18 protein-coding genes are annotated in these 20209 nt (G+C 70.8%); 1 reads left to right on the top strand and 17 read right to left on the bottom strand.

Going from position 1 to position 20209, the window contains the following annotated elements; all coding sequences use genetic code 11:
* Positions 1-16: 16 nt before the first annotated feature.
* The 15 genes from AABA78_RS05390 to mraZ all read right to left on the bottom strand — a co-directional run bounded on the left by AABA78_RS05390 (position 17) and on the right by mraZ (position 16457).
* Positions 17-874, bottom strand: a complete 858-nt coding sequence (locus tag AABA78_RS05390; RefSeq protein WP_338261935.1) for a cell division protein FtsQ/DivIB — start codon at positions 872-874, stop codon at positions 17-19.
* Between the two features lie 134 nt (positions 875-1008).
* Entirely contained in the window at positions 1009-1965 is a 957-nt protein-coding gene (locus AABA78_RS05395) for a D-alanine--D-alanine ligase (RefSeq protein ID WP_171420260.1), read from the bottom strand.
* Complete coding sequence (gene murB, locus AABA78_RS05400; protein ID WP_171420261.1) at positions 1962-2894, bottom strand: UDP-N-acetylmuramate dehydrogenase; 933 nt, start codon at positions 2892-2894, stop codon at positions 1962-1964. Before murB ends, AABA78_RS05395 begins: the two co-directional genes overlap by 4 nt.
* Positions 2895-2897: 3 nt before the next feature.
* Complete coding sequence (murC, locus tag AABA78_RS05405; RefSeq protein ID WP_120523260.1) at positions 2898-4322, bottom strand: UDP-N-acetylmuramate--L-alanine ligase; 1425 nt, start codon at positions 4320-4322, stop codon at positions 2898-2900.
* Entirely contained in the window at positions 4319-5470 is a 1152-nt protein-coding gene (gene murG / locus AABA78_RS05410; protein WP_338261936.1) for an undecaprenyldiphospho-muramoylpentapeptide beta-N-acetylglucosaminyltransferase, read from the bottom strand. The genes murC and murG overlap by 4 nt, the downstream gene beginning before the upstream one ends.
* Positions 5467-6630, bottom strand: a complete 1164-nt coding sequence (gene ftsW, locus AABA78_RS05415) for a putative lipid II flippase FtsW (protein WP_171420263.1) — start codon at positions 6628-6630, stop codon at positions 5467-5469. The genes murG and ftsW overlap by 4 nt, the downstream gene beginning before the upstream one ends.
* 5 nt (positions 6631-6635) lie before the next feature.
* Positions 6636-8006 carry a UDP-N-acetylmuramoyl-L-alanine--D-glutamate ligase gene (murD, locus tag AABA78_RS05420; protein WP_338261937.1) on the bottom strand — a complete coding sequence of 457 codons (1371 nt, stop codon included), beginning with the start codon at positions 8004-8006 and terminating at the stop codon, positions 6636-6638.
* Between the two features lie 35 nt (positions 8007-8041).
* The gene (gene mraY / locus AABA78_RS05425; protein ID WP_171420265.1) at positions 8042-9220 is read right to left on the bottom strand and encodes a phospho-N-acetylmuramoyl-pentapeptide-transferase; all 1179 of its coding nucleotides are present in this window, start codon (positions 9218-9220) and stop codon (positions 8042-8044) included.
* Positions 9220-10620, bottom strand: coding sequence for a UDP-N-acetylmuramoyl-tripeptide--D-alanyl-D-alanine ligase (locus tag AABA78_RS05430; protein ID WP_338261938.1), 1401 nt, complete (start codon positions 10618-10620; stop codon positions 9220-9222). Before AABA78_RS05430 ends, mraY begins: the two co-directional genes overlap by 1 nt.
* A 24-nt stretch (positions 10621-10644) precedes the next feature.
* Positions 10645-12183, bottom strand: a complete 1539-nt coding sequence (locus AABA78_RS05435) for a UDP-N-acetylmuramoyl-L-alanyl-D-glutamate--2,6-diaminopimelate ligase (RefSeq protein ID WP_171415304.1) — start codon at positions 12181-12183, stop codon at positions 10645-10647.
* Positions 12184-12234: 51 nt separating this feature from the next.
* Positions 12235-14256 carry a penicillin-binding transpeptidase domain-containing protein gene (locus AABA78_RS05440; protein ID WP_171415302.1) on the bottom strand — a complete coding sequence of 674 codons (2022 nt, stop codon included), beginning with the start codon at positions 14254-14256 and terminating at the stop codon, positions 12235-12237.
* Positions 14253-14645 (bottom strand): cell division protein FtsL, encoded by a 393-nt coding sequence (locus AABA78_RS05445; protein WP_171415299.1) that lies wholly within the window; start codon positions 14643-14645, stop codon positions 14253-14255. Before AABA78_RS05445 ends, AABA78_RS05440 begins: the two co-directional genes overlap by 4 nt.
* Positions 14642-15547, bottom strand: coding sequence for a 16S rRNA (cytosine(1402)-N(4))-methyltransferase RsmH (rsmH, locus tag AABA78_RS05450; protein ID WP_338261939.1), 906 nt, complete (start codon positions 15545-15547; stop codon positions 14642-14644). The genes AABA78_RS05445 and rsmH overlap by 4 nt, the downstream gene beginning before the upstream one ends.
* Before the next feature lie 23 nt (positions 15548-15570).
* Positions 15571-15954 (bottom strand): STAS domain-containing protein, encoded by a 384-nt coding sequence (locus AABA78_RS05455; RefSeq protein WP_171415295.1) that lies wholly within the window; start codon positions 15952-15954, stop codon positions 15571-15573.
* A gap of 50 nt (positions 15955-16004) precedes the next feature.
* A complete protein-coding gene (gene mraZ, locus AABA78_RS05460) occupies positions 16005-16457 on the bottom strand; it encodes a division/cell wall cluster transcriptional repressor MraZ (RefSeq protein ID WP_120548791.1) in 453 nt (150 codons plus the stop codon).
* Positions 16458-16695: 238 nt separating this feature from the next.
* On the opposite strand from mraZ, the gene AABA78_RS05465 reads away from it, so the two are divergent.
* Positions 16696-17406 (top strand): PilZ domain-containing protein, encoded by a 711-nt coding sequence (locus AABA78_RS05465; RefSeq protein WP_171415293.1) that lies wholly within the window; start codon positions 16696-16698, stop codon positions 17404-17406.
* A gap of 41 nt (positions 17407-17447) precedes the next feature.
* Here AABA78_RS05465 and AABA78_RS05470 read toward each other — a convergent pair whose 3' ends face one another.
* Together AABA78_RS05470 and AABA78_RS05475 are read right to left on the bottom strand one after the other, a co-directional pair.
* Positions 17448-19256: an acyl-CoA dehydrogenase FadE gene (locus tag AABA78_RS05470; RefSeq protein WP_171415291.1), complete on the bottom strand. Its 1809-nt coding sequence runs from the start codon at positions 19254-19256 to the stop codon at positions 17448-17450.
* Positions 19257-19435: 179 nt separating this feature from the next.
* Positions 19436-20089 (bottom strand): hypothetical protein, encoded by a 654-nt coding sequence (locus AABA78_RS05475; protein ID WP_338261940.1) that lies wholly within the window; start codon positions 20087-20089, stop codon positions 19436-19438.
* Positions 20090-20209: the final 120 nt, after the last annotated feature.

Below are 20209 nucleotides of genomic sequence, written 5' to 3' on the forward strand. Positions count from 1 at the left end.
CGTGAAGGAAGCATCCTCACTGCGTCGAGTCCCCGCTCCGCACGGAGTCGGACCCACTCGAAAGCCTCACCGCCACCCAACCCGGTCGGGCACGGTTATCCAGGCGAATGATCGCGGCCGCAAGCCCCCTTGTGCTGAGCTCGCGACGAACGCGCGCCAGCCGCTGGAGCTTGACTTCCGTTTCGCCCGCGCCGAGGCGCACCTCCTGCCCCGTCGCCGTCACCAGCGCAAGCCCGGTGTTCTCCAGGCGCACTTCAGAAAGCCGCTCGGATCGTCCCGGCAACAGCCGCGCATAAGCACGGGTTACATCCAGCGCCTCGCGGAACTTCGCGCGCACACCGTCCGGGTCCGCCACGTACGCGTCGCGCTCCACGCCGGTGACGAGCGGCAGGTCCAGCCCGTCCCCCGGGGTGACGCGCTTGAAGGGCTCGCCCTCCTCGTCCAGCACGTACAGGTCGCCCAGCACCGCCAGCGCCGCGGGGGCGTGCTCCGTCACCTCCACGGACACGCCGTGCGGAAACCGCCGCGTCACCTCCACCGTGCGCACCCAGGGGTGCTGGCCCATCGCCTTCGCCAGCGCGGCCGGGTCCAGCGTCCACAGGTTCTGCCCCGCCGTCAGCCCGGACAGCTTCAGGAGCTCCGGACGCGACGCCCGCTCCAGCCCGGAGAAGTTCACCGACTCCAGCGCGAAGCGCGGCGTCACCACCGCCCAGGCACGCAGTTCGATGCCGCCCCAGATGAGCCCCGCCGTCGCGACGGCCAGCCCCAGCGCCTTCGCCACCGACGGCCCGTGCGAACGGACCGCGCCCTTCACCGCGTCATTGCGCGGTGCGGCGTCCAGGCGGCGGCGGTTCTTGGATTTTCCGAAGGCCATGACTAGGGAGGCGCATGCTGCGTGCGGACGTCGAACCACGCCAGTTTTTGGCTACAGGCACGTCGCTGTAGCGGCACGAGGGGACACCCCGCCCCTGCAAGGGTCCGGAACTCCAGGAAAGAACGCGGAGCGGCTCAGGCCTTGAGCGAAGCGCCCTGGAGCAGCCGCTCACAGAGGGCCGGGAAGTCGATGCCCCGCCCCGCCGCGATTTTGGGCAGGAGGCTGGAGGCCGTCATTCCGGGCAGCGTGTTGATTTCCAGCAGGAACACGTCGCCAGCTTCGGTGACGATGACGTCCGAGCGCGAGCCACCCGAACACCCCAGCGCCTTGTGGGCGCCCAGGGAGACCTCGTTGACGCGCGCGTACAGGTCCGGGGGCAGCGGCGCGGGGAAGAGATACTGAGTACCGCTGCCGGCCTTGTACTTGGCCTCGTAGTCGTAGAACTCGCGCGCGGCCTTGACCTCGATGACGCCCAGGGCCTCGTTGTCCAGCACGCCGCCCTGCACTTCCCGGCCCTTGATGAACTGCTCCACCAGGAGCGTGCCCGCGTACTTCGCCGCGTCCTGGACGGCGGCGGTGTAGTCCTCGCGCGTCTTGCAGATGTGCACGCCCACGCTGCTGCCCTCGCGGCTGGGCTTCACCACCACCGGGAAGGGGAACGGCAGGCGGTCCGCTTCCGCGAGCGCCGCTTCCGCCGAGTCGAACGCCCGGTAGGGCGGCGTGGGGATGCCGCGCGCGACGAAGATCTCCTTCGCGTACACCTTGTCCATGCCCACCGCGGACGCCATCACGCCGCTGCCGGTGTAGGGGATGAACATGGCCTCCAGCAGGCCCTGGACGCAGCCGTCCTCGCCGAAGCGGCCGTGCAGCGCGAGCCACGCCACGTCCACCTTCTCCGCGATGAGGCGCGCGGGCAGGTCCTTGCCCACGTCGATCTCCACCACGTCGTAGCCCAGCCCCTTGAGCGCGCCCGCCACGGCGGCGCCGGTGCGCAGGGACACCTCGCGCTCGCTGGAGAGGCCGCCGTACAGCACGCCGACGCGCTTGGCCTTCAACTCAGCCGGGGTGAAGCCTCGAGGACCGATGGTCATGGAAGGAAGACTCCGACGAATTTGACTTCGGGGTGCATGACGATGCCGGTGGCCTCTTGTACCCGGTCCTGCATCAGGGTGATGAGGCCCCGCACGTCGCGAGCGGCCGCGCCGCCCAGGTTGACGATCCAGTTCGCGTGCAGCGTGGACACCTGCGCGCGCCCCAGGGTGTGCCCCTTCAGGCCGACAAGTTCAATGAGCCGCCCGGCGTGGTCGCCCGGCGGGTTGGTGAACACGCTGCCGAAGTTGGGCTGACTCAAGGGCTGCGTGCGCTTGCGGTAGCCCAAGTCCGCGTCCATGGCCGCCTTGCTGGCCACGACATCGCCCTTGGGAAGATGGAAGCGCACGCGGGTGACGATACCTCCAGCGGGCAGCGTGGCGTGACGGTAGGTGTGCGGCACCTGCGCCTTCGTCAGCCACCCCACCCCGTCCGCGGTGGCCACTTCGATGGCCTCCACCACGCGGAAGCACTCGCCGTTCTTGGTGCCCGCGTTCATGGTGACGGCGCCGCCCAGGGTGCCGGGGATGCCCGCGAGGAACTCCGCGCCCACCAGTCCCTGCGCGCGCATGACGTTGACCAGCCGGGCGATGGCCGCGCCCGTGCCCAGCGTCACCCGCCCGTCGTCCGGGCCCACGTCCAGCACCTCCGGGAACAAATCCGGGGGCAGCTTCACGGTGAGCCCCGGCACGCCGCCGTCGCCCACCAGCGTGTTGGCGCCGCCGCCCAGCACCGTCACGGGGAGGCCCTCGTCGCGGGCCAGGCGCAAGAGGTCCACCAGCGCGTCCGGCGAGCGCGGCCGCACCAGGGCCTCCGCCGGGCCGCCCACGCGCACGCTGATGAGCGGCGCCAGGGGTTCCCCCGGCTTGACGTCCAGGCCCGGCAGCCGCGCCACGCGCGCCGCCAGCGGTGTCACCTGCCCCGGCTCCATCCCCTACCCGCCCTTCGCCGCGCCCATCAGGGTGAGCAGGTCCGGGCCCACCTGGGTGATGTCGCCCGCGCCCAGCGTCAGCACCAGGTCGCCCTCGCGCACGCGCTCCAGCAGCGCCTTCGCCACGTCCGCGCGCTTCTCCACGAAGGTCACGTCGCGGTGGCCGTGCGCGCGGATGGCCTCCGCCAGCGCATCGCCGGTGGCGCCAGGAATCGGCTCCTCGCCCGCCGCGTAGACGCTGGTGACCAGCAGCACGTCCGCGTCGTTGAACGCGGTGGCGAACTCCTTCATCAGGTCGTGCGTGCGCGTGTAGCGGTGCGGCTGGAAGGCGGCCACCACCCGGCGGCCGAACGCGCGGCGCGCGCCGGACAGCGTGGCCATCACCTCCGTGGGGTGGTGCCCGTAGTCGTCCACCACGGTGATGCCGCCCACCTCGCCGCGCACGGTGAAGCGGCGCTGCACGCCGCCGAACTCCGCCAGCGCCCCGCGCACCGTCTCCAGCGGGATGTCCATCTCCTCCGCGATGGCCACCACCGCCAGCGCGTTGAAGGCGTTGTGCGCGCCCACCATGCGCACGCGGAACTCGCCCAGGTCCTCCTCGCGGCGGAAGGCGCGGAAGGTGGTGGTGAAGCCGTCCAGCGCGATGCCCTCCAGCCGGTAGTCCGCCATGTGCGAGCTGCCGTAGGTGACGAAGCGCTTCTCGATGCGCGGCAAGAGCGCCTGGACGTTGGGGTTGTCCAGGCACAGCACGTTGAGGCCGTAGAAGGGCACGCGGTTGCAGAACTCCACGAAGGCGGACTGGAGCGTCTCCAGGTCGCCGTAGTGGTCCATGTGCTCCGGGTCGATGTTGGTGACGACCGCGATGGACGGGTGCAGCTTGAGGAAGCTGCCGTCGGACTCGTCCGCCTCCACCACCATCAGCTCGCTCTTGCCCAGCTTGGCGTTGGAGTCGAGCACGTTCACCTTGCCGCCCACCACCGCCGTGGGGTCCAGGCCCGCCGCGGACAGCACCGTGGCCACCATGGACGTCGTCGTCGTCTTGCCGTGGCTGCCGGCGACGGCGACCGCGTACTTCAGGCGCATCAGCTCCGCGAGCATCTCCGCGCGAGGGATGACGGGAATCTTGCGCTGGCGCGCCGTCACCACCTCCGGGTTGTCCTTGCGCACCGCGGAGGAGATGACGACCACGTCCGCGTGCACCAGGTTGGACGCCTTGTGGCCCTCGTAGAGCGTGGCGCCCAGCTTCGCCAGGCGGCGGGTGATGTCGCTCTCGCGCAGGTCCGAGCCGGAGACGCGGTAGCCCAGGTTGAGCAGCACCTCCGCGATGCCGCTCATGCCGATGCCGCCCACGCCCACGAAGTGCACGTGCGCCGCGTGGCGCGTCTTGAAGAGGCTGCCGGGCTTGTTGCTGACGGTCTTGCTGCTCATGCCTTGCTCCCGGGGGCCTTCTTCACGTCCTTGGGTCCGCGGTCCCGTCCGCCCGGGCCCCAGGCCTGGGTGGTCAGGTCCACGCACACGTCCGCCAGCTCCTTCGCGGCGGCGGGGCGGCCCAGGATGCCCGCCTTCTTCGCCATCTGCTTGAGCTTCGCCGGGTCCGTCATCAGGCCTCGCAGCTCTTGCGCCAGCTTCTGCCCGGTGAGCTCCGACTCGCGGAACATCAGGGCCGCGCCCGCGTCCACCAGCGCGCGGGCGTTCACCTCCTGGTGGTTGTCCGTCGCGTGCGGGAAGGGCACCAGGATGCTGGCCTTCTTGCACACCGTCAGCTCCGCCAGCGACGTGGCGCCCGCGCGGCAGATGACCAGGTCCGCCTTCGCGTAGGCGGAGGACATGTCGTCGATGAACTCCACCACCTGGGCCACGTCCGCGAAGCCCTTGTCCGCGTAGCCCTTCCTCACCGTCTCCAGGTCCAGCTTCCCCGTCTGGTGGACGATGTCGAGCTGCTCCTTCACGTCCCCCAGCGAGTCCAGCGCGTCCAGCACGCGGTTGTTGAGGCCGCGCGCGCCCAGGCTGCCGCCGAAGATGAGGACGGTGAACTTCTCGTGCGCGGCGCTGCTGCGCAGGTAGTTGTCCATCAGCTTCTTGCGGATGGGGTTGCCAATCATCTGCACCTTGGCTTCGGGGAAGTACGTCCGCGCCTCCTCGAAGGCGGTGAAGACGACCTTCACGATGCGGCCCAGCACCTTGTTGGTGAGGCCCGGCAGCGCGTTCTGCTCCTGGATGGCGGTGGGGATGCCCATCAGCCACGCGGCCAGCACCACCGGCCCGCTCGCGTAGCCGCCCACGCCCACCACCACGTCCGGCTTCTGGCGCGACAGGATGCGGAACGACGCGAGGAACGCCAGCGGCAGCGCGATGAGGCCCTTGATGAGCCCGAGCAGGCCCTTGCCCTTGAGCCCCTGCACCTTCACGAACTCCAGCGGGTAGCCCTCCTTGGGCACCACGCGCGCCTCCAGGCCCTTCTCGGTGCCCACGAAGACGACCTGGTTGTTCGGATGGCGCGTGACGACCTCTTCCGCCAGCGCGATGCCCGGGAACAGGTGGCCGCCGGTGCCGCCGCCCGCGATGAGCACCTTCACGCCGTCACCTCCCGCAGGTCCGTCGTGCCCGTGCGCACCGGCCGCGCCGCGCCCTGGGTGTTCGCGCTGAGCGACAACAGCACGCCCGCGGAGCCCATCAGCACCACCAGCGACGTGCCGCCGTAGGACACGAACGGCAGCGTCAGGCCCTTCGTGGGCAACAGGCCCATGGCCACGCACATGTTCACCGTGGCCTGGAACGCGATGATGGAGCTGATGCCCAGGCCCAGGTACGTGCCGAAGGTCTCCCCCGCCGCCAGGGCCGCGCGGATGCCGCGCCAGAGGACGACGGCGTACAGCACCACCAGCAGCCCCACGCCGATGAGCCCCAGCTCCTCACCGAGGATGGAGAAGATGAAGTCCGTGTGCGCCTCCGGCAGGAAGAACAGCTTCTGCCGGCCGTCCCCCAGCCCCAGGCCGGTGATGCCACCGGAGCCGATGGACATGAGCGACTCCGCCACCTGGTAGCCCACGTCGTGCCGGTGGGCCCACGGGTCCAGGAACGCGAGGATGCGCTTCATGCGGTACGGGCTGGTCGCGATGGCGACGAAGGCCAGCGGCAGCGCGAGCAGCACGGACCCCACGAGGTACGACAGCTTCGTGCCCGCCGCGAACAGCAGCACGAAGAGCATGAACACCAGCAGCACGCTGCTGCCGAAGTCCGGCTGGAGCATGCACAGCAGCACCAGGATGCCGCACAGGGCCAGGTGCGGCAGGAAGCCGATGGAGAACGTGGCCACCTTCTCCCGCTTCTTCGCGAGCGAATAGGACAGGTAGACGAGCCACGCGAACTTGGCGATCTCCGCGGGCTGGAGGCTGAAGCCCGGCAGGCGGATCCACCGCCGCGCGCCGCCCGCCGTGGTGCCGATGCCGGGGATGGCCACCGCGATGAGCAGCACGATGGCGATGAGCAGGAGCGGGTACGCCAGCCGCGCCAGCTTCCGCCACCCCAGCTTCATGGCCACCGCCATGGCCACGAGGCCCAGGCCCGCGGCGGACAGCTGGCGCTTGAGGAAGTAGAGGCTGTCGCCCAGTTTGTCCTGCGCGAGCACCGCGCTGGCCGAGTACGTCATCACCAGGCCCAGCGCCACGAGCGCCAGCACCGCGCACAGCAGAATCGGATCGAACCGCACGGGGGCGGCCGGAGGAGAGGTCTTCATCACGGTCAGAGCGCCCCGACGAGGCGCTTGAACGTGTCGCCCCGGTCCTCGAAGTTCTTGAACTGGTCGTACGACGCGCACGCCGGGGACAGGAGCACCGTGTCCCCGGGCCGCGCGACCTCACGCGCCTTCGCCACCGCCGCGTCCAGCGTGCCGCACGCGTGCACCGGCGCGTCGTTCGCGTACGCCCGCGCCAGCGCGTCCGCGTCCTGGCCAATGGTCAGCACGCCCTTCACCTTCCCCTGCCCCGCCTCCACCATGGGCGCGTACGGCGCGCCCTTGCCCTTGCCGCCCGCGATGAGCCACACGTCGCCCGCGAACGCCTTGAGCGCCACCAGCACGGAGTCCACGTTGGTGGCCTTGGAGTCGTTCACCCACTCCACGCCGTCCAGCACGCGCACGCTCTCCAGCCGGTGCGCCAGGCCCGGGTAGCTGTCCAGGCCCGCCTGCACCGCGTCCTTCGCCACGCCGCCCAGCCGCGCCAGCAGCGCCGCCGCCATCGCGTTCTGCGCGTTGTGCGCGCCCCGGAGCGAGCGGTTGGTGAGCGTGTAGGACTCGCCCGCGAACTCCAATTCGAAGCCGCCGGGCCGGGCGATGGCCAGCCCCGCCAGCTTCGGCGCGTCCACCACCGGGCGGCCCGTGAGGCTGAAGCCGTACACGGGCGCGCGCGCGGACGTGGCCAGCCCCATCACCGCCGCGTCGTCCGCGTTCACCACGGCGAAGTCGCTGCCCGCGTCCTGGTTCATGAAGATGCGCGCCTTGGCCGCGCCGTACTCGGCGTGGTTGGCGTAGCGGTCCAGGTGGTCCGGCGTGAGGTTGAGGATGGCCGCGCCCGTGGGCTTGAGCTGGTGGATGCCCTCCAGCTGGAAGCTGGACAGCTCCACCACCAGCGCGTCCCAGTCCCCGGGCGACATGGCCGCCTCCGCCAGCGGACGGCCCAGGTTGCCACCCACGAAGGTGCGCAGGCCCGCCTTCGCGTACAGCTCGCCGGTGAGCGCCGTGGTGGTGCTCTTGCCGTTGGTGCCGGTGATGCCCAGCAAGCGCGTGCCCGTGAGGTAGCGGCCCGCGAGTTCAATCTCGCCCCACACGGGGACACCCGACGTGCGCGCGGCCTCCAGCTCCGGCAGCGACAGCGGCACGCCCGGGCTCACCACCACCAGGTCCTGGCGGGTGAGCAGCCCCTCGGGCGTGGCGCCGGTGACGAGCTCGACGCCTTTCGCGCGGAGCTCCTTCGCCACGTCGCCGAGCGCGTCCTCGGAGCGCGCGTCCAGCGCCGTCACCTTCGCGCCCTGCTGGACGAGCAGCCGGAGCGCCGCGACGCCGCTCTTGGCCAGCCCGAACACCGCGACCTTCCGACCGGACAGCGAGGGATTCATGGGGCGGGCCGACCTCGTCTACGAGAGCTAAGCGACTAGCGCAGTTTCAGGGAAAGCAGGGCCACGCCACCACAGAGGATGGCGACAATCCAGAAACGCACGATGATCTTCGGCTCGGCCAGTCCCTTGAGCTCGAAGTGGTGGTGCACGGGCGCCATCTTGAAGACCCGCTTGCCCGTCATCTTGAAGGACGCCACCTGGATCATCACGGAGAGCGCCTCCGCGAAGAAGATGCCGTGGATGATGGCGGAGACCACCTCGTTCTTGGAGAACACCGCCAGCCCGCCCAGCGCGCCGCCCAGGGCCAGCGAGCCGATGTCGCCCATGAACACCGACGCCGGGTAGGTGTTGAACCAGAGGAAGGAGATGCCCGCGCCCACGATGCTCGCGCAGAAGACGGCCAGCTCCGCGCCGCCCGGCACCTGGAGGATGCCCAGGTAGCGGTACAGCGGCGTGGCCGTGAGCCTGGCGACGCCGTTCACCGTCTCCGTGTCCGCGATGTGCAGCGTGGTGCCCGCCACGTAGCAGAGCACGCAGAAGGTCACCGCCGACACGATGGTGGGGACGATGGCCAGGCCGTCCAGGCCGTCCGTGAGGTTCACCGCGTTGGACGTGCCCACGATGACCACCCACGCGAACACGACGTAGAACCAGCCCAGGTCCGGGTTGAACCAGTGCGAGGGCACGAACGGCAGCGTCAGCCGCGTGTCGATGAGCAGCGTGGGCCCGAAGGAGCCGTCCGCCTTCGTCCACGTGCACATCAGGCCGAAGATGGCGATGAGGTAGAAGACGGTCTGCAGCACCATCTTCTTGCGCCCGGCCAGGCCCTTGGAGTTGCGCTTGGACAGCTTGAGCCAGTCGTCCAGGAAGCCGATGAAGCCGTAGCCGAAGGTGAGGAGGATCATCACCCAGACGCCGCGCGACTTGAGGTCCGCGAACAGGAGCGTGCCCGCCGCGATGCAGATGAGGATGAGCGCGCCACCCATGGTGGGCGTGCCCTTCTTCTTCTGGTGCGTGTCCGGGGTGTCCTCGCGCACGTTGCTCTGCCCGTGCTGCTTCAGGCGCAGCCGCGCGATGAGGCGCGGGCCAATCAGCATCCCCAGGAGCAGGGCGAAGACGCCCGCGGCGATGATGCGGAAGGTCGGGTAGCGCAGGAAGTTGAGGACGCGCCCGGCCTCGGTGTTCTGGATGAGCTCGTACAGAAGGTACAGCACTAGTGACTCCCTCCGGGGGGGGACGCGCCGGTGAGGGCCGCCACCACGCGCTCCAATCGCATGCCGCGACTGGCCTTCACCAGCACCACGTCACCGGGAGAGAGCCGGGGCGTCAACCACGCCACCAATGGCTCCACTTCGGTGAAGTGGGCGGCGGAATCTTTCATGTCCGCGCTCCGCAGGCCGCCCGAGGACCGGGGGCCGAAGAACGCGACCAGCTTCGCGTGCCGCGCGACGAGCGCACCCAGCCGGGCGTGCTCCTCCGCCTCACCCGAGCCCAGCTCCAGCATGTCGCCCAGCACCGCCACCGCCCGGCCGCCTTCGGGCACCAGCGTGCCCAGCGTGACGAGCGCGGCCTCCATGGAGGCCGGGTTGGCGTTGTAGCAGTCGTCCACCACCGTGACGCCGTTCCTGCCGTCCACGATGTTGAGCCTGCGCGCGTACGGCCGCGCGGACTCCAGGCCCCTCACGCACTCCTCCGGGGAGTAGCCCAGGGCCAGCGCCGTCGCGAACGCCGCCGTCGCGTTCTGCGCGTTGTGCGGCCCCACGAAGTGCAGGCGCACCGGCCAGTCCTTCCCCTGGTAGCGCACGGTGGCCACCATGCCGTCGCGGCCCAGCGTGTGGACGGCGGCGAGCCGCACGTCCGCGCCCTCCGCCCGGCCGAACGTCAGGTGCTTCGCGCCGCTGCGCGCGGCCTGGCGCACGATGAGCGCGTCATCCACGTTCACCACGGCGGTGGCCTGGGGCAAGAGCTCGCGGAACATCTCCCCTTCCGCCTCCGCCACGCCCTCCAGGCTGCCCAGCCCCTCCAGGTGCTCCGGCTGGACCACGGTGATGACACCCGCGTCCGGCTGCACCTTCCGGGTGAGCCTTTCGATTTCGCCCGGCTGGTTCATCCCCACTTCGATGACGGCCGCCACGTGGGACGGCTCCAGCCGGAAGAGCGTGAGCGGGACGCCCACCTCGTTGTTGAAGTTGCCCTCCGTCTTCAGCGCGGGGCCCCGCGTGGCCAGGATGGCGCCCACCATCTCCTTGGTGGTCGTCTTCCCGTTGGAGCCCCCCACCGCCGCCACCGGAATCTGGAAGCGGCGGCGGTGCAGCGCCCCCAGCCCGCCCAGCGCGGCCAGGGTGTCGTCGACTTCGTAGTGCGCGAAGCCCGGGGGCAGGGCCGGCAGCGCCCTCCCCCGCTTCACCACCGCCCCGGCCGCTCCCTGGCGCTGGGCGCCGTCCACGAAGTCGTGGGCGTCGAAGCGCTCGCCCTGCAGCGCCACGAAGAGACACCCGGGGGTGAGCGACCGGGTGTCGGTGCAGACGGCGGGAAAGCCCGCGGCAACGGGCTCCCCGCGACGGGTCGCACCCGTCGCCTGCACCACCTCGTCATCGGAGAATCGAGCGGCCATGGAGGGGGGTGTGGCCTGGGGCGTTCAGCCCGGGATGCGGTTGGCCAGCGCGCGCGCGGCGACCTCGCGGTCGTCGAACGCGAGCTTCTCCGTGCCCACCGTCTGGTAGGTCTCGTGGCCCTTGCCGGCGATGAGGACGACGTCGTCGTCCTTGGCCAGGTTGATGACCTGCTCGATGGCGGCGCGGCGGTCCGCGTCCACGAGGTAGCCCTTCTCCCCGACCTTCGCCTTGCCCGCGGAGATGCGGCGCAGGCCGCCCTTCTCCAGGCCCGGCGTCACCTCCGCGATGATGGCCTCCGGGTCCTCCGTGCGCGGGTTGTCGCTGGTCACCATCACCAGGTCGGCGCCCTCCGCGGCCACGGTGCCCATCAGCGGGCGCTTGCCCTTGTCGCGGTCGCCGCCGCAGCCGAAGACGACGATGACGCGGCCCTTGGCCAGCGTGCGCGCCGCTTCGATGGAGCGCTTGAGCGCGTCATCCGTGTGCGCGTAGTCCACCAGCACCGCCGGCGCGGGGCCGCCGCGGTGGTTCTCCGCGCGGTCCATGCGGCCGGCCACCTGGGAGACCAGCTCGATGCCGCTCTTCACGTCCGAGCGGCTGATGCCCGCGCCCAGCGCGATGCCGGCGGCGAGCATGATGTTCTCCAGGTTGTGGGGCCCCAAGAGCTTGCTCTTCACCTTGATGTCGCCCGCGGGCGTCTTCAGGGTGGCCTCGATGCCCTTGAGCGAGTAGGCGGCGTCCGCGGCGGAAATCTCCCCCGCGCCCGTGCGGCTGAACTTCCACGCCATGCGCTTCTGGCCGCGCAGCTCGTTGTAGATGCGGCTGGCGAAGGTGTCGTCGCCGTTGACCACGGCGGTGCCGGAGGCGCCCAGGTTCTCCACGAAGAGCTTGCGCTTCACCTGGAAGTACTCCTCCAGGTCCTTGTGGTAGTCCAGGTGGTCGCGGGACAGGTTGCTGAAGCCCGCGGCCTTGAAGGTAAGCCCGTGCACGCGCTCCTGCGCGAGCGCGTGGCTGGAGACCTCCATGACCACCGTCTCCACGCCCGCGTCCACCATCTCACGGAAGATGCGGTGCAGCTCCAGCGGGTCCGGCGTGGTGTTGGCCAGCTCCGTCGTCTTGCCGTTGAACTTGTAGCCCAGCGTGCCGATGACGCCCGGCGGGTTGGCACCCGTGTACATGGCGGCCGTCGCGAGGATGGCCTCCAGCAGGTAGGTGGTCGTCGTCTTCCCGTTGGTGCCGGTGACGCCCAGGAGCGTGAGCTTGTCGGCGGGGCGGCCGTGGAAGTTGGCCGCGATGAGGGCCAGCGCCTTGCGCGCGCTGCTCACCTTGAAGAACGGCACCTGCGAGGACTGCCCCTGCTTCTCCGACACCACGGCCACGGCACCGCGCGACACGGCTTCGCCAATGAACTGGGCCCCGTCTTCCTTCAGGCCCGGCACGGCGATGAAGAGATCCCCCGGCTTCACGCGCCGCGAATCCTGCGTCACTCCCGTGACGTCGACCGCGGAACGGCCGCCCGAGGTCTGCTCGGCTCCACACCCTGCGAGGACATCCGTCAGCTTCATCTCTTCCCCTTCACACGCATTGCTGATGCGGGGCCTGGAAAGGACACGGCCTCATTGCCGCGTCGCCAGTTCCAGCGTCACCCGGGCCCCCTTCTCCACCAGCGCACCGGCGGGGGGGGTCTGAGATACGACTCGTCCACTGCCTTGCAGCTGTGGCTCCAACGCCGCGGCGAGCAACTTCACCACGGCCTCTCTTCCTGCCTGACCCTGGACGTCCGGCACACGCACCGTGCCGGCTTCCGGGGTCTCGGTCACCGCATCCTCCAGGCCGGCCCGGACGGGCACGGCCTTCGCCAGCGCCTTCGGTGCCGGAGGGGGCACCACGGGCACGGCGGCCGCGGCCACCTCGGCGGGTGCCACCGTCCGGGACGGGGGCACGGCCAGGTGGGCCATGGCAGCGGTAGCGATTTCCTTGAAGGCAGGGGCAGCCACGTTCCCCCCGTATACGTCTGTCTTGGGTTCGTCCACCACCACGAGAATCACGGCACGCGGTGCCTCGGCTGGCACCATGCCCGCGAACGACGCGATGCGTTTGTCGGAATACCCCCGGGCGACGGGGTCCGCCTTCTGCGCCGTGCCCGTCTTGCCGGCCACCCGGTAGTCGTCCATGGCGGCCTTGGGCGCGGTCCCTCCCTTGACCACCACGCTCTCGAGCATGCCCACGACCTGGCGCGCCACCCTCTGGGAAACGACCCGGCGCAGCTCCGTGGGCTGGTTCTCCAGCAGCACCACGCCGTCCGGGTCCACGACCTTGGAGACGAGGTACGGGCGCATCAGCACGCCGTCGTTGGCCAGCGCGCCGTAGGCCGCCGCCAGCTGGACGGCGGTGGAGGTCATGCCCTGGCCGAAGGATTGGGTGGCCAGGGAGATGTCCGATTTTGGAAACGGGATGACGCCGCGGCTCTCGCCGGTGAGCGCCAGGCCGGTGCGCTCCGCGAAGCCGAAGGCGTGGTAGGCGGCCACCATCTTCTCCCGGCCCAGGGCCTCCGCGACCTTGGCGGCGCAGATGTTGGAGGACACCTGGAGGATGCCCTGCGCGTTGAGCCAGCCGTGCGGGTGGGTGTCGTTGATGGTGTGGCGGCCAATGCGGAAGGCGCCGTTCTCACAGAAGAACAGCTGGTCCGGGGTGATGGCCTTCTGCTCCAGCGCGGCGGCCACCACGAAGGCCTTCATCGTGGAGCCGGGCTCGAAGGCGTCCAGCGCGGCGCGGTTGCGGATGGCGTTCTTCACGCCGTCCTCCGGCGTGTTGGGGTTGAAGCGCGGGTTGTTGGCCAGCGCCAGCAGTTCCCCGGTGCGAGGGTCCAGCACCACCGCCATGCCCGCGACGGCCTTGGCGTCCTCCACGGCCTTGGCCAGCGCCTTCTCCGCGACGTACTGGAGGTGGCGGTCCAGCGTGAGCGTCACCGCGGCGCCCTGGCGCTCCAGCGGATCCATGGCGCCCTGGACCATCAGCTTGCGGCCCTTGGCGTCCCGGAAGCCGGAGGTGCGCGAGTTCTGCCCGGACAGCTCGTCCTCGAAGGCCAGCTCCAGGCCCTCCAGGCCGTGGCCGTCGGTGCCCACCATGCCGACGATGTGCGCGCCCAGTTCGCGCTGGGGATAGAAGCGCTTGGGCTCCTTGGTGAAGCCCAGGCCGGGCAGGCCCAGCGCCTTCACCGCCTCCACCTCCTGGGGCTTCGCCTGGCGCTTCACCCACGCGAAGCGCTTGGCGCGGGACAGGCGCGCGGCCACGTCGTTGCCGTCCAGGTGCACGGCGCGCGCGAGCTGCCGGGCCGCCTGCGGCACGTCGGGGAGCATGGACGGGTCCACCCAGATGGAGTCCACCTCCACGCTCTGCGCCAGCGGCGTGCCGCGCCGGTCGAAGATGTCTCCGCGCCGGGCCGGGATGTCGATCTGCCGGACGTACTGGTCCTGCGCCAGGCCGCGCAGCTTCTCCTGCTGGAAGACCTGGAGGTAGACCGCGCGGCCGAACGCCGTGCCCAGGAGCGTGAGGAACAGCCCGAACAAGAGCTGGACCCGCAGCCGGAGCCCCTTCGTGTTCGACTCTGGAATCCGCGCGCTCTTGAGGTCCCTCACCGCCCGGTCCCCCGCTCCGCCACGCGGACGGCCGGCGCCGCGGAGCGGGCCTGCGCGGTGCCGGAGCCCTTCACGCGCTCGTCCGCCAGGGACACCACCGCGCCGCCCTTGGGCATGGCCATGCCCAGCTGCTCACGCGCCACGCGCTCCAGGCGGCCCGGGGCCTTGAGCGTGGCCAGCTCCAGCTTCAGCCGGTCGTTCTCCCGGGTGAGCGAGCGGCTCTCGCCCTCCGCGTTGGACAGGCGGTAGCCCATGTCCACCACCAGCACGCGGCTGGTGACGTGGAGGATGCCCACGCCGGCGAAGAGGGTGAAGAGCATGACGGCGGGCAACAGGTGCATCAGCACGCCGGCCACGGACACGGAGGGACGCGAGAGGGCCTTGCTCATCGGATTTTCTCCACCGCGCGCAGGTGCGCGCTGCGAGAGCGGGGGTTGGCCTCGACTTCCGCTTCGGAAGCCGCGACGGCCTTCTTGGACACGAGGGCGAAATCACCCTGGCTGTTGCACACGCACACCGGGAAGCCCGGCGGACAGGTGCACCCGCCCACCAGGGCGCGGAAGGCTTCCTTCACCTTCCGGTCCTCCAGGGAGTGGAAGGAGATGACGGCGGCGCGGCCGCCCACCTTGAGGAGCGAGGGCAGCGCGGCGAGCAGCGCGTCCAGCGCCTCCAGCTCCCCGTTCACCGCCATGCGCAGCGCCTGGAACGTGCGGGTGGCCACGTTGATGCGGTCCGGCCACGCCTTGCGAGGCACGGCGCGCTTCACCACCTCCACGGCCTCCAGCGTGCGCTGGGGCAGCGCCTTCTTCAGCTCCCGGGCGATGGGCCGCGCGAAGGGCTCTTCTCCATAATCCTTGAGCAGCCGCGCCAGGTCGCGCTCGTCCGTCTCCGCGATGAGCTCCGCGGCGGTGACGCCGGTGTCGCCCATGCGCATGTCCAGCGGGCCGTCCTTCATGAAGGAGAAGCCGCGCTCGGCCACGTCCAGCTGGGGCGAGGACACGCCCAGGTCCACCAGCACGCCGTCCACGGGCAAGAGGTCGTGCGCGACACGGGAAAGGTCCGCGAAGTTGCCCTGCCGCGCCTGGAAGCGCGCGTTGCCGCCCATTCGGGCGGTGGCCGCCGCCAGCGCCACGGGGTCCCGGTCCACGCCCACCACGGTGGCGCCCCGGGCGAGCAGCGCCTGGGTGTGGCCGCCGCCGCCGAGCGTGCCGTCGATGATCACCTTGCCCTCCGCCGGGTTCAGCAGCTCCACCGTCTCGTGGAGCAGGACGGTCTGGTGCTGGAAGTCCACGGGAGGGGGGCCTTGGGTGCGGGTCAGACGAAGGGAGCGCGCGCGAGCTGGAAGGCGGCCCGGGCATCGTTCATGTGCGGGTACAGCTCGAAGGTGTCGTGGGCGCCGGCCGCGCGGAAGATGGCGGCCAGGTACGGCGACAGCCCGGACAGCTTCACGTCGCCACCGGCGCGGCGGAACTGCTCCGTGCGGGCCATCAGCGGGCGCACGCCGCGGTAGTTCAGGTGCGCCACGTCCGCGAAGTCCAGGACGACCTGGCGCGTGCCCCGGTGCAGCCGGTGCATCAGGTCCTCGCACAGCTTGAGCAGGTCCGCCTCCTCCAGCTCGCCCTCCAGCATCAGCGTCTCCACGCGCTCGGACGCCGCCACCACCGCCCTGTTCCGACGAACCTCCTGCACCTGGTCCATGCGCCTGCCCACCCTTCTTCCCTGCGAACTTGAGGCTGTCGACTTCCTGGCTACGGCTGGCGCAGCTCGCCCAGCACCCGCAACACGTCCGGGGAGGTGGCTTCCTGGCGCGCGTCCTCCTGCGCCTTCGCCCAGCCTTCCTGGCTCCAAAGCTCAATCACCTTCACCATCCCCGCCCACACCACGTCCTTCTCCAGCTTCGCGTACGCCCTGAGCGACGGCGGGATGAGCAACCGGCCCAGCTTGTCCAGCGGGCACTCCTGCGCGCTGGCCACGTACAGCCGCATCAACGTCTTGACCCCCGGCTCCATGGGGTTGCGCCGGGCGAGCGCGGTCTCCAACGCCTCCCACTCCCGCACCGGATAGGCGTGGAGGCAGGGGTCCAGGGCCGTGGTGACGATGAGCCGCTCGTCGTAGGCGCCCACCAACGTCTCCCGCAGCTTGGCCGGGAGGCTGGTGCGCCCCTTCGCGTCGATCTGGTGCTCATAGACGCCTCGGAACACGCGGGACGATCCACCTTTTCAGCCCAGCACGGGACGGACCACCACTCCTTCCCACTTCTTACCCCTCTGCGGCCGGCATACATACGCGCCCCCCCCAGGGGGGTCAAGAAAGCGCGCAACAGGCTGGAACACCGCGAGCCCGGCGCCGGACATCCCCCAGGGCACGCGCGGGACGGCCTACCTTCGAGGATGGGGCAAACTTGAGTTTTTCCGCTCCCAGGCTGAGAGTCCCTGGCCCGTGAGCACGAACGTTCGACTGAAGGTGGCCTACAAGACCCCGCAGTCGCTGGTCGGTGAGTACACCCGCAGCGTGGGTCAGGGCGGCGTCACCCTGGAGACGCGCAAGGCCCTGCCGCTGGGCACCCGCTTCACCTTCGAGCTGCACGCGGGTGGCATGCCGCGTCCGGTGGAGGTGCTGGGCGAGGTCGTCAAGGTGGAGCCGCGCCCCGGCGAGCGCTTCCTGCTCACCGTGCGCTACGACGGCGCGGAGGATCGCAGCGCGCTGGACGCGGTGCTCCAATTCATCTTCGCCCAGGAGGAGCAGAACGGCCTGCGCCGCTTCCCGCGCATGCCGCTGCACCTGCGCGCGAGGGAGGCCGACCCCCGGGCGCCGTTCTTCTACGTGCGCGACATCTCCCGGGGCGGCGTGGGCCTGGAGGTGGAGGCCCCCACCCTGCCCCGCGAGGTGCAGGTGGGCGCGCCCTTCCTCATGGAGATGGACATGACGGAGGGCCCGCTCCTGCTCCACGGCGAGGTGGCGTGGACGTCGTCGGTGCCGCGCAAGGGCGCGGCGCAGGCGATGACGCCGGGCTTCGGCGCGACGTTCGGCCGGCTGCGGCCGGACATGCTCCAGCGGCTGGAGGCCCTGATGGTGCTGGAGCACCTGCCGCCCGCGCCCTGGCGGGCCCGGGTCAGCTTCGGCCTGGATGCCGTGTCGCGGATGCCCTGATGTCCCCTGTCAGGGCCCCCCGCGCGATCCGACTCCGCGGACTACAGCGGGTTGTACGGGTAACCGCCGGCCTCCTCCAGGCCGGTGACCAGCGTCTCGCGCAGCTCCGCCGGGTCGTACGCCGTGAAGGCGTCCAGCGCGGACAGGCGCTTGAGCTCCAGCGCGAGCGCGTCGCCCTTGAGCGTGGCGCAGAGCGCGCGGCGGGTGCGCTCGAAGGCGCGCGTGGTGGACTCCATCGCGTACAGCCGCACCAGCGCCACGCGCACGGGGTCCAGCACGCCGCCGGTGGCGGCCTGGCGGGTGCGCGTCACCATGGAGTCCAGGGCGTACGCGTCCATCACCACGTCCGCCAGCGCGGCCATGACCTCCTGGTGCTTGTCCAGCTCCGTGCCGAAGGTCTCCGCGGCCAGGCGCATGCCGTGGATGGCCAGGTGCTTGGCGCACTCGGCGGCGATCTCCTCGTGGGCCAGCGCGTCCTGGCGGCCCGCGCGGGGACGCTCGCCGCGGCCCAGCTCCTCCGCCACGGAGCGCGCCTGCGCGAACAGCGGCAGGTCGCCCTTCACGGCGCGCTTGAGCAGCATGCCGGTGATCAGCATGCGGTTGATTTCGTTGGTGCCCTCGAAGATGCGGTTGATGCGCGCGTCGCGGTAGGCGCGCTCCACCGGGTACTCCTCGATGTAGCCGGCGCCGCCGTGCACCTGCACCGCGTCGTCCACCAGGAGGTTGAGGGCCTCCGAGCCGAAGACCTTCATGATGGAGGCCTCCGTGGCGAACTCCTCCATCGCGGCGATGACGTGCGCGTCGTAGTCCGCGTCCGAGCGCTCCTTCGACGCGAGCCGCCCGTCCACCAGGCCCGCCGTGCGGTACGTCATGCTCTCCACCGCGTAGACGAGCGTGGCCATGCGCGCGAGCTTCTCGCGGATGAGCGGGAAGGTGGCGATGGGCGCCTTGAACTGCTTGCGCTCCTGCGCGAACTTGAGCGCGTTCTGCAGCTGCAGCTTCATGCTCCCGATGACGCCCGCGCCCAGCTTCAGCCGGCCGTAGTTGAGGATGTTGAAGGCGATGCGGTGGCCCTTGCCCAGCTCGCCCAGCAGGTTCTCCGCGGGCACCCGCGCGTCCTCGAAGTAGAGCGGACACGTGGACGAGCCGCGGATGCCCATCTTGTGCTCCTCCGGGCCCACGGTGAGGCCCGGGGTGTCCTTCTCCACGATGAAGCCGGTGAACTTGTCACCGTCCACCTGCGCGAAGACGACGAACACGTCCGCGAAGGCCGCGTTGGTGATGTAGAGCTTGGAGCCGTTGAGCACGTAGTGCTTGCCGTCAGCGGACTTCACGGCCTTCGTCTTCGCGCCGCGCGCGTCGCTGCCGCTGCCCTGCTCCGTCAGCGCGTACGCCGCCACCCACTCGCCCGTGGCGAGCTTGGGCAGGTACTTCGCCTTCTGCGCCTCGTTGCCGAACCACACGATGGGCAGCGACCCGATGCCGGTGTGCGCGCTGGACGTCACCGACCAGGAGCCCAGCAGGCTCATGGCCTCCGCGAGCAGGAGCGACGTCGTCTTGTCCAGGCCCGTGCCGCCGTACGTCTCCGCGATGTCCACGCTCAACAGGCCCAGCTCACCCGCGCGGCGCAGGAGGTCGCGCAGGAGCGCGTTGTCCTTGCCCTCGATGCGCGCGGCCTGGGGCAGCACCTGCTCCCGGCAGAACTGGAGCGCCGTCTTGAAGAAGAGCCGCTGCTCCTCGGAGAACCCCTCCGGCGTGAGGATGCGGGTGGCGCCCACCTCCTGGAAGAGGAACGTCGCCCCAGCGAGTACATCCTGGGGACGGGAAGCGGGCTCGGTTACGGCGACCATCGACGACCTCCGGGGAGGGAGCACTGCCCTCCGAAGCCTTCAGGAAAAAGGCGCGCGGCACCTTACGGCGCGCGGAACGACAGGGGTAGTAGCGGCGAGTCCCCACCACCTCAATGGGATGCGGACTCCACGGGGGGTGCGTGCCCGGCCGCCAGGCGGGAGGGTTCCCTTGCCCCTGATTACGGGGAACCCGCGTCCGGCGCGGGCCGCGGCGTGGGGTACACGAGGCAGAGCGTGTCGAAGAGCCCCTCCTCCGGCGCGACGTACGTGCCGCCGAGCGCTCGCGCCACCTGCGCCACCTCCGTGCCGAATGACGGGACGAGGCACAGGTCGTCCGACGTGGTGAAGCGCCCCTTGAGCCGGGCCAGCTCCCGCCGCAGCGTCGCGATGTCCTGGCGTCCGCCGCGCACGGGCACGGACGGGCCGTTGCGGTCCGGCCCCGGCAGCTTGCCTACGCTGGTGGTCAGCTCGAACCCGTCCGCGCGCTGGATGATGCGCAGCTTGCCGGGCGCCACCTCCTCCAGCCACGCGCGGAAGCCCTGCTCGTCGCGCAGCACCAGCCGGTAGGCCACGGGCGCGTCCGGGTGCTGGAGCCACACGGCCCGCGCCTGCGTGCGCAGCACCGCCAGCGTGTCAGACACCTGTGCGAGAAACGTGTCCGCGTCCTCCACCGCCACGAGCACGTCCCGACCCCGCACCCGCTCTGCCAGCCTGGCCGCGTCCGGTCCCCGGGCAGGCACGAGGGCCTCCGCCCCCAGCCGCGCCCGGTCCCCCGACAGCTCCAGCCGGAGGACGTCGTCCGGGAGGGGCTCTCCGTACACGGGCGCGGACACCGGAGTGACGGTCGCGTCCGCCCAGGTGCCCGCGTCGGCAGGGGCCCGCGAAGAGGCCCCCGCTTCCGCGCGGAGGGGGGTCGCGGAGGACGCCGCTGGCACCGGCCCGGCGGGCGTGGA

Origin of the sequence: Corallococcus caeni (assembly GCF_036245865.1) — a bacterium.
GTDB lineage: Bacteria > Myxococcota > Myxococcia > Myxococcales > Myxococcaceae > Corallococcus > Corallococcus caeni.

What these genes read in the sequence shown, in the direction of transcription:
- AABA78_RS05390 (WP_338261935.1), bottom strand. Translation starts at nt 874, where the DNA reads ATGGCCTTCGGAAAATCCAAGAACCGCCGCCGCCTGGACGCCGCACCG.
- AABA78_RS05395 (WP_171420260.1), bottom strand. Translation starts at nt 1,965, where the DNA reads ATGACCATCGGTCCTCGAGGCTTCACCCCGGCTGAGTTGAAGGCCAAG.
- murB (WP_171420261.1), bottom strand. Translation starts at nt 2,894, where the DNA reads ATGGAGCCGGGGCAGGTGACACCGCTGGCGGCGCGCGTGGCGCGGCTG.
- murC (WP_120523260.1), bottom strand. Translation starts at nt 4,322, where the DNA reads ATGAGCAGCAAGACCGTCAGCAACAAGCCCGGCAGCCTCTTCAAGACG.
- ftsW (WP_171420263.1), bottom strand. Translation starts at nt 6,630, where the DNA reads ATGAAGACCTCTCCTCCGGCCGCCCCCGTGCGGTTCGATCCGATTCTG.
- murD (WP_338261937.1), bottom strand. Translation starts at nt 8,006, where the DNA reads ATGAATCCCTCGCTGTCCGGTCGGAAGGTCGCGGTGTTCGGGCTGGCC.
- AABA78_RS05430 (WP_338261938.1), bottom strand. Translation starts at nt 10,620, where the DNA reads ATGGCCGCTCGATTCTCCGATGACGAGGTGGTGCAGGCGACGGGTGCG.
- AABA78_RS05435 (WP_171415304.1), bottom strand. Translation starts at nt 12,183, where the DNA reads ATGAAGCTGACGGATGTCCTCGCAGGGTGTGGAGCCGAGCAGACCTCG.
- AABA78_RS05445 (WP_171415299.1), bottom strand. Translation starts at nt 14,645, where the DNA reads ATGAGCAAGGCCCTCTCGCGTCCCTCCGTGTCCGTGGCCGGCGTGCTG.
- AABA78_RS05455 (WP_171415295.1), bottom strand. Translation starts at nt 15,954, where the DNA reads ATGGACCAGGTGCAGGAGGTTCGTCGGAACAGGGCGGTGGTGGCGGCG.
- AABA78_RS05470 (WP_171415291.1), bottom strand. Translation starts at nt 19,256, where the DNA reads ATGGTCGCCGTAACCGAGCCCGCTTCCCGTCCCCAGGATGTACTCGCT.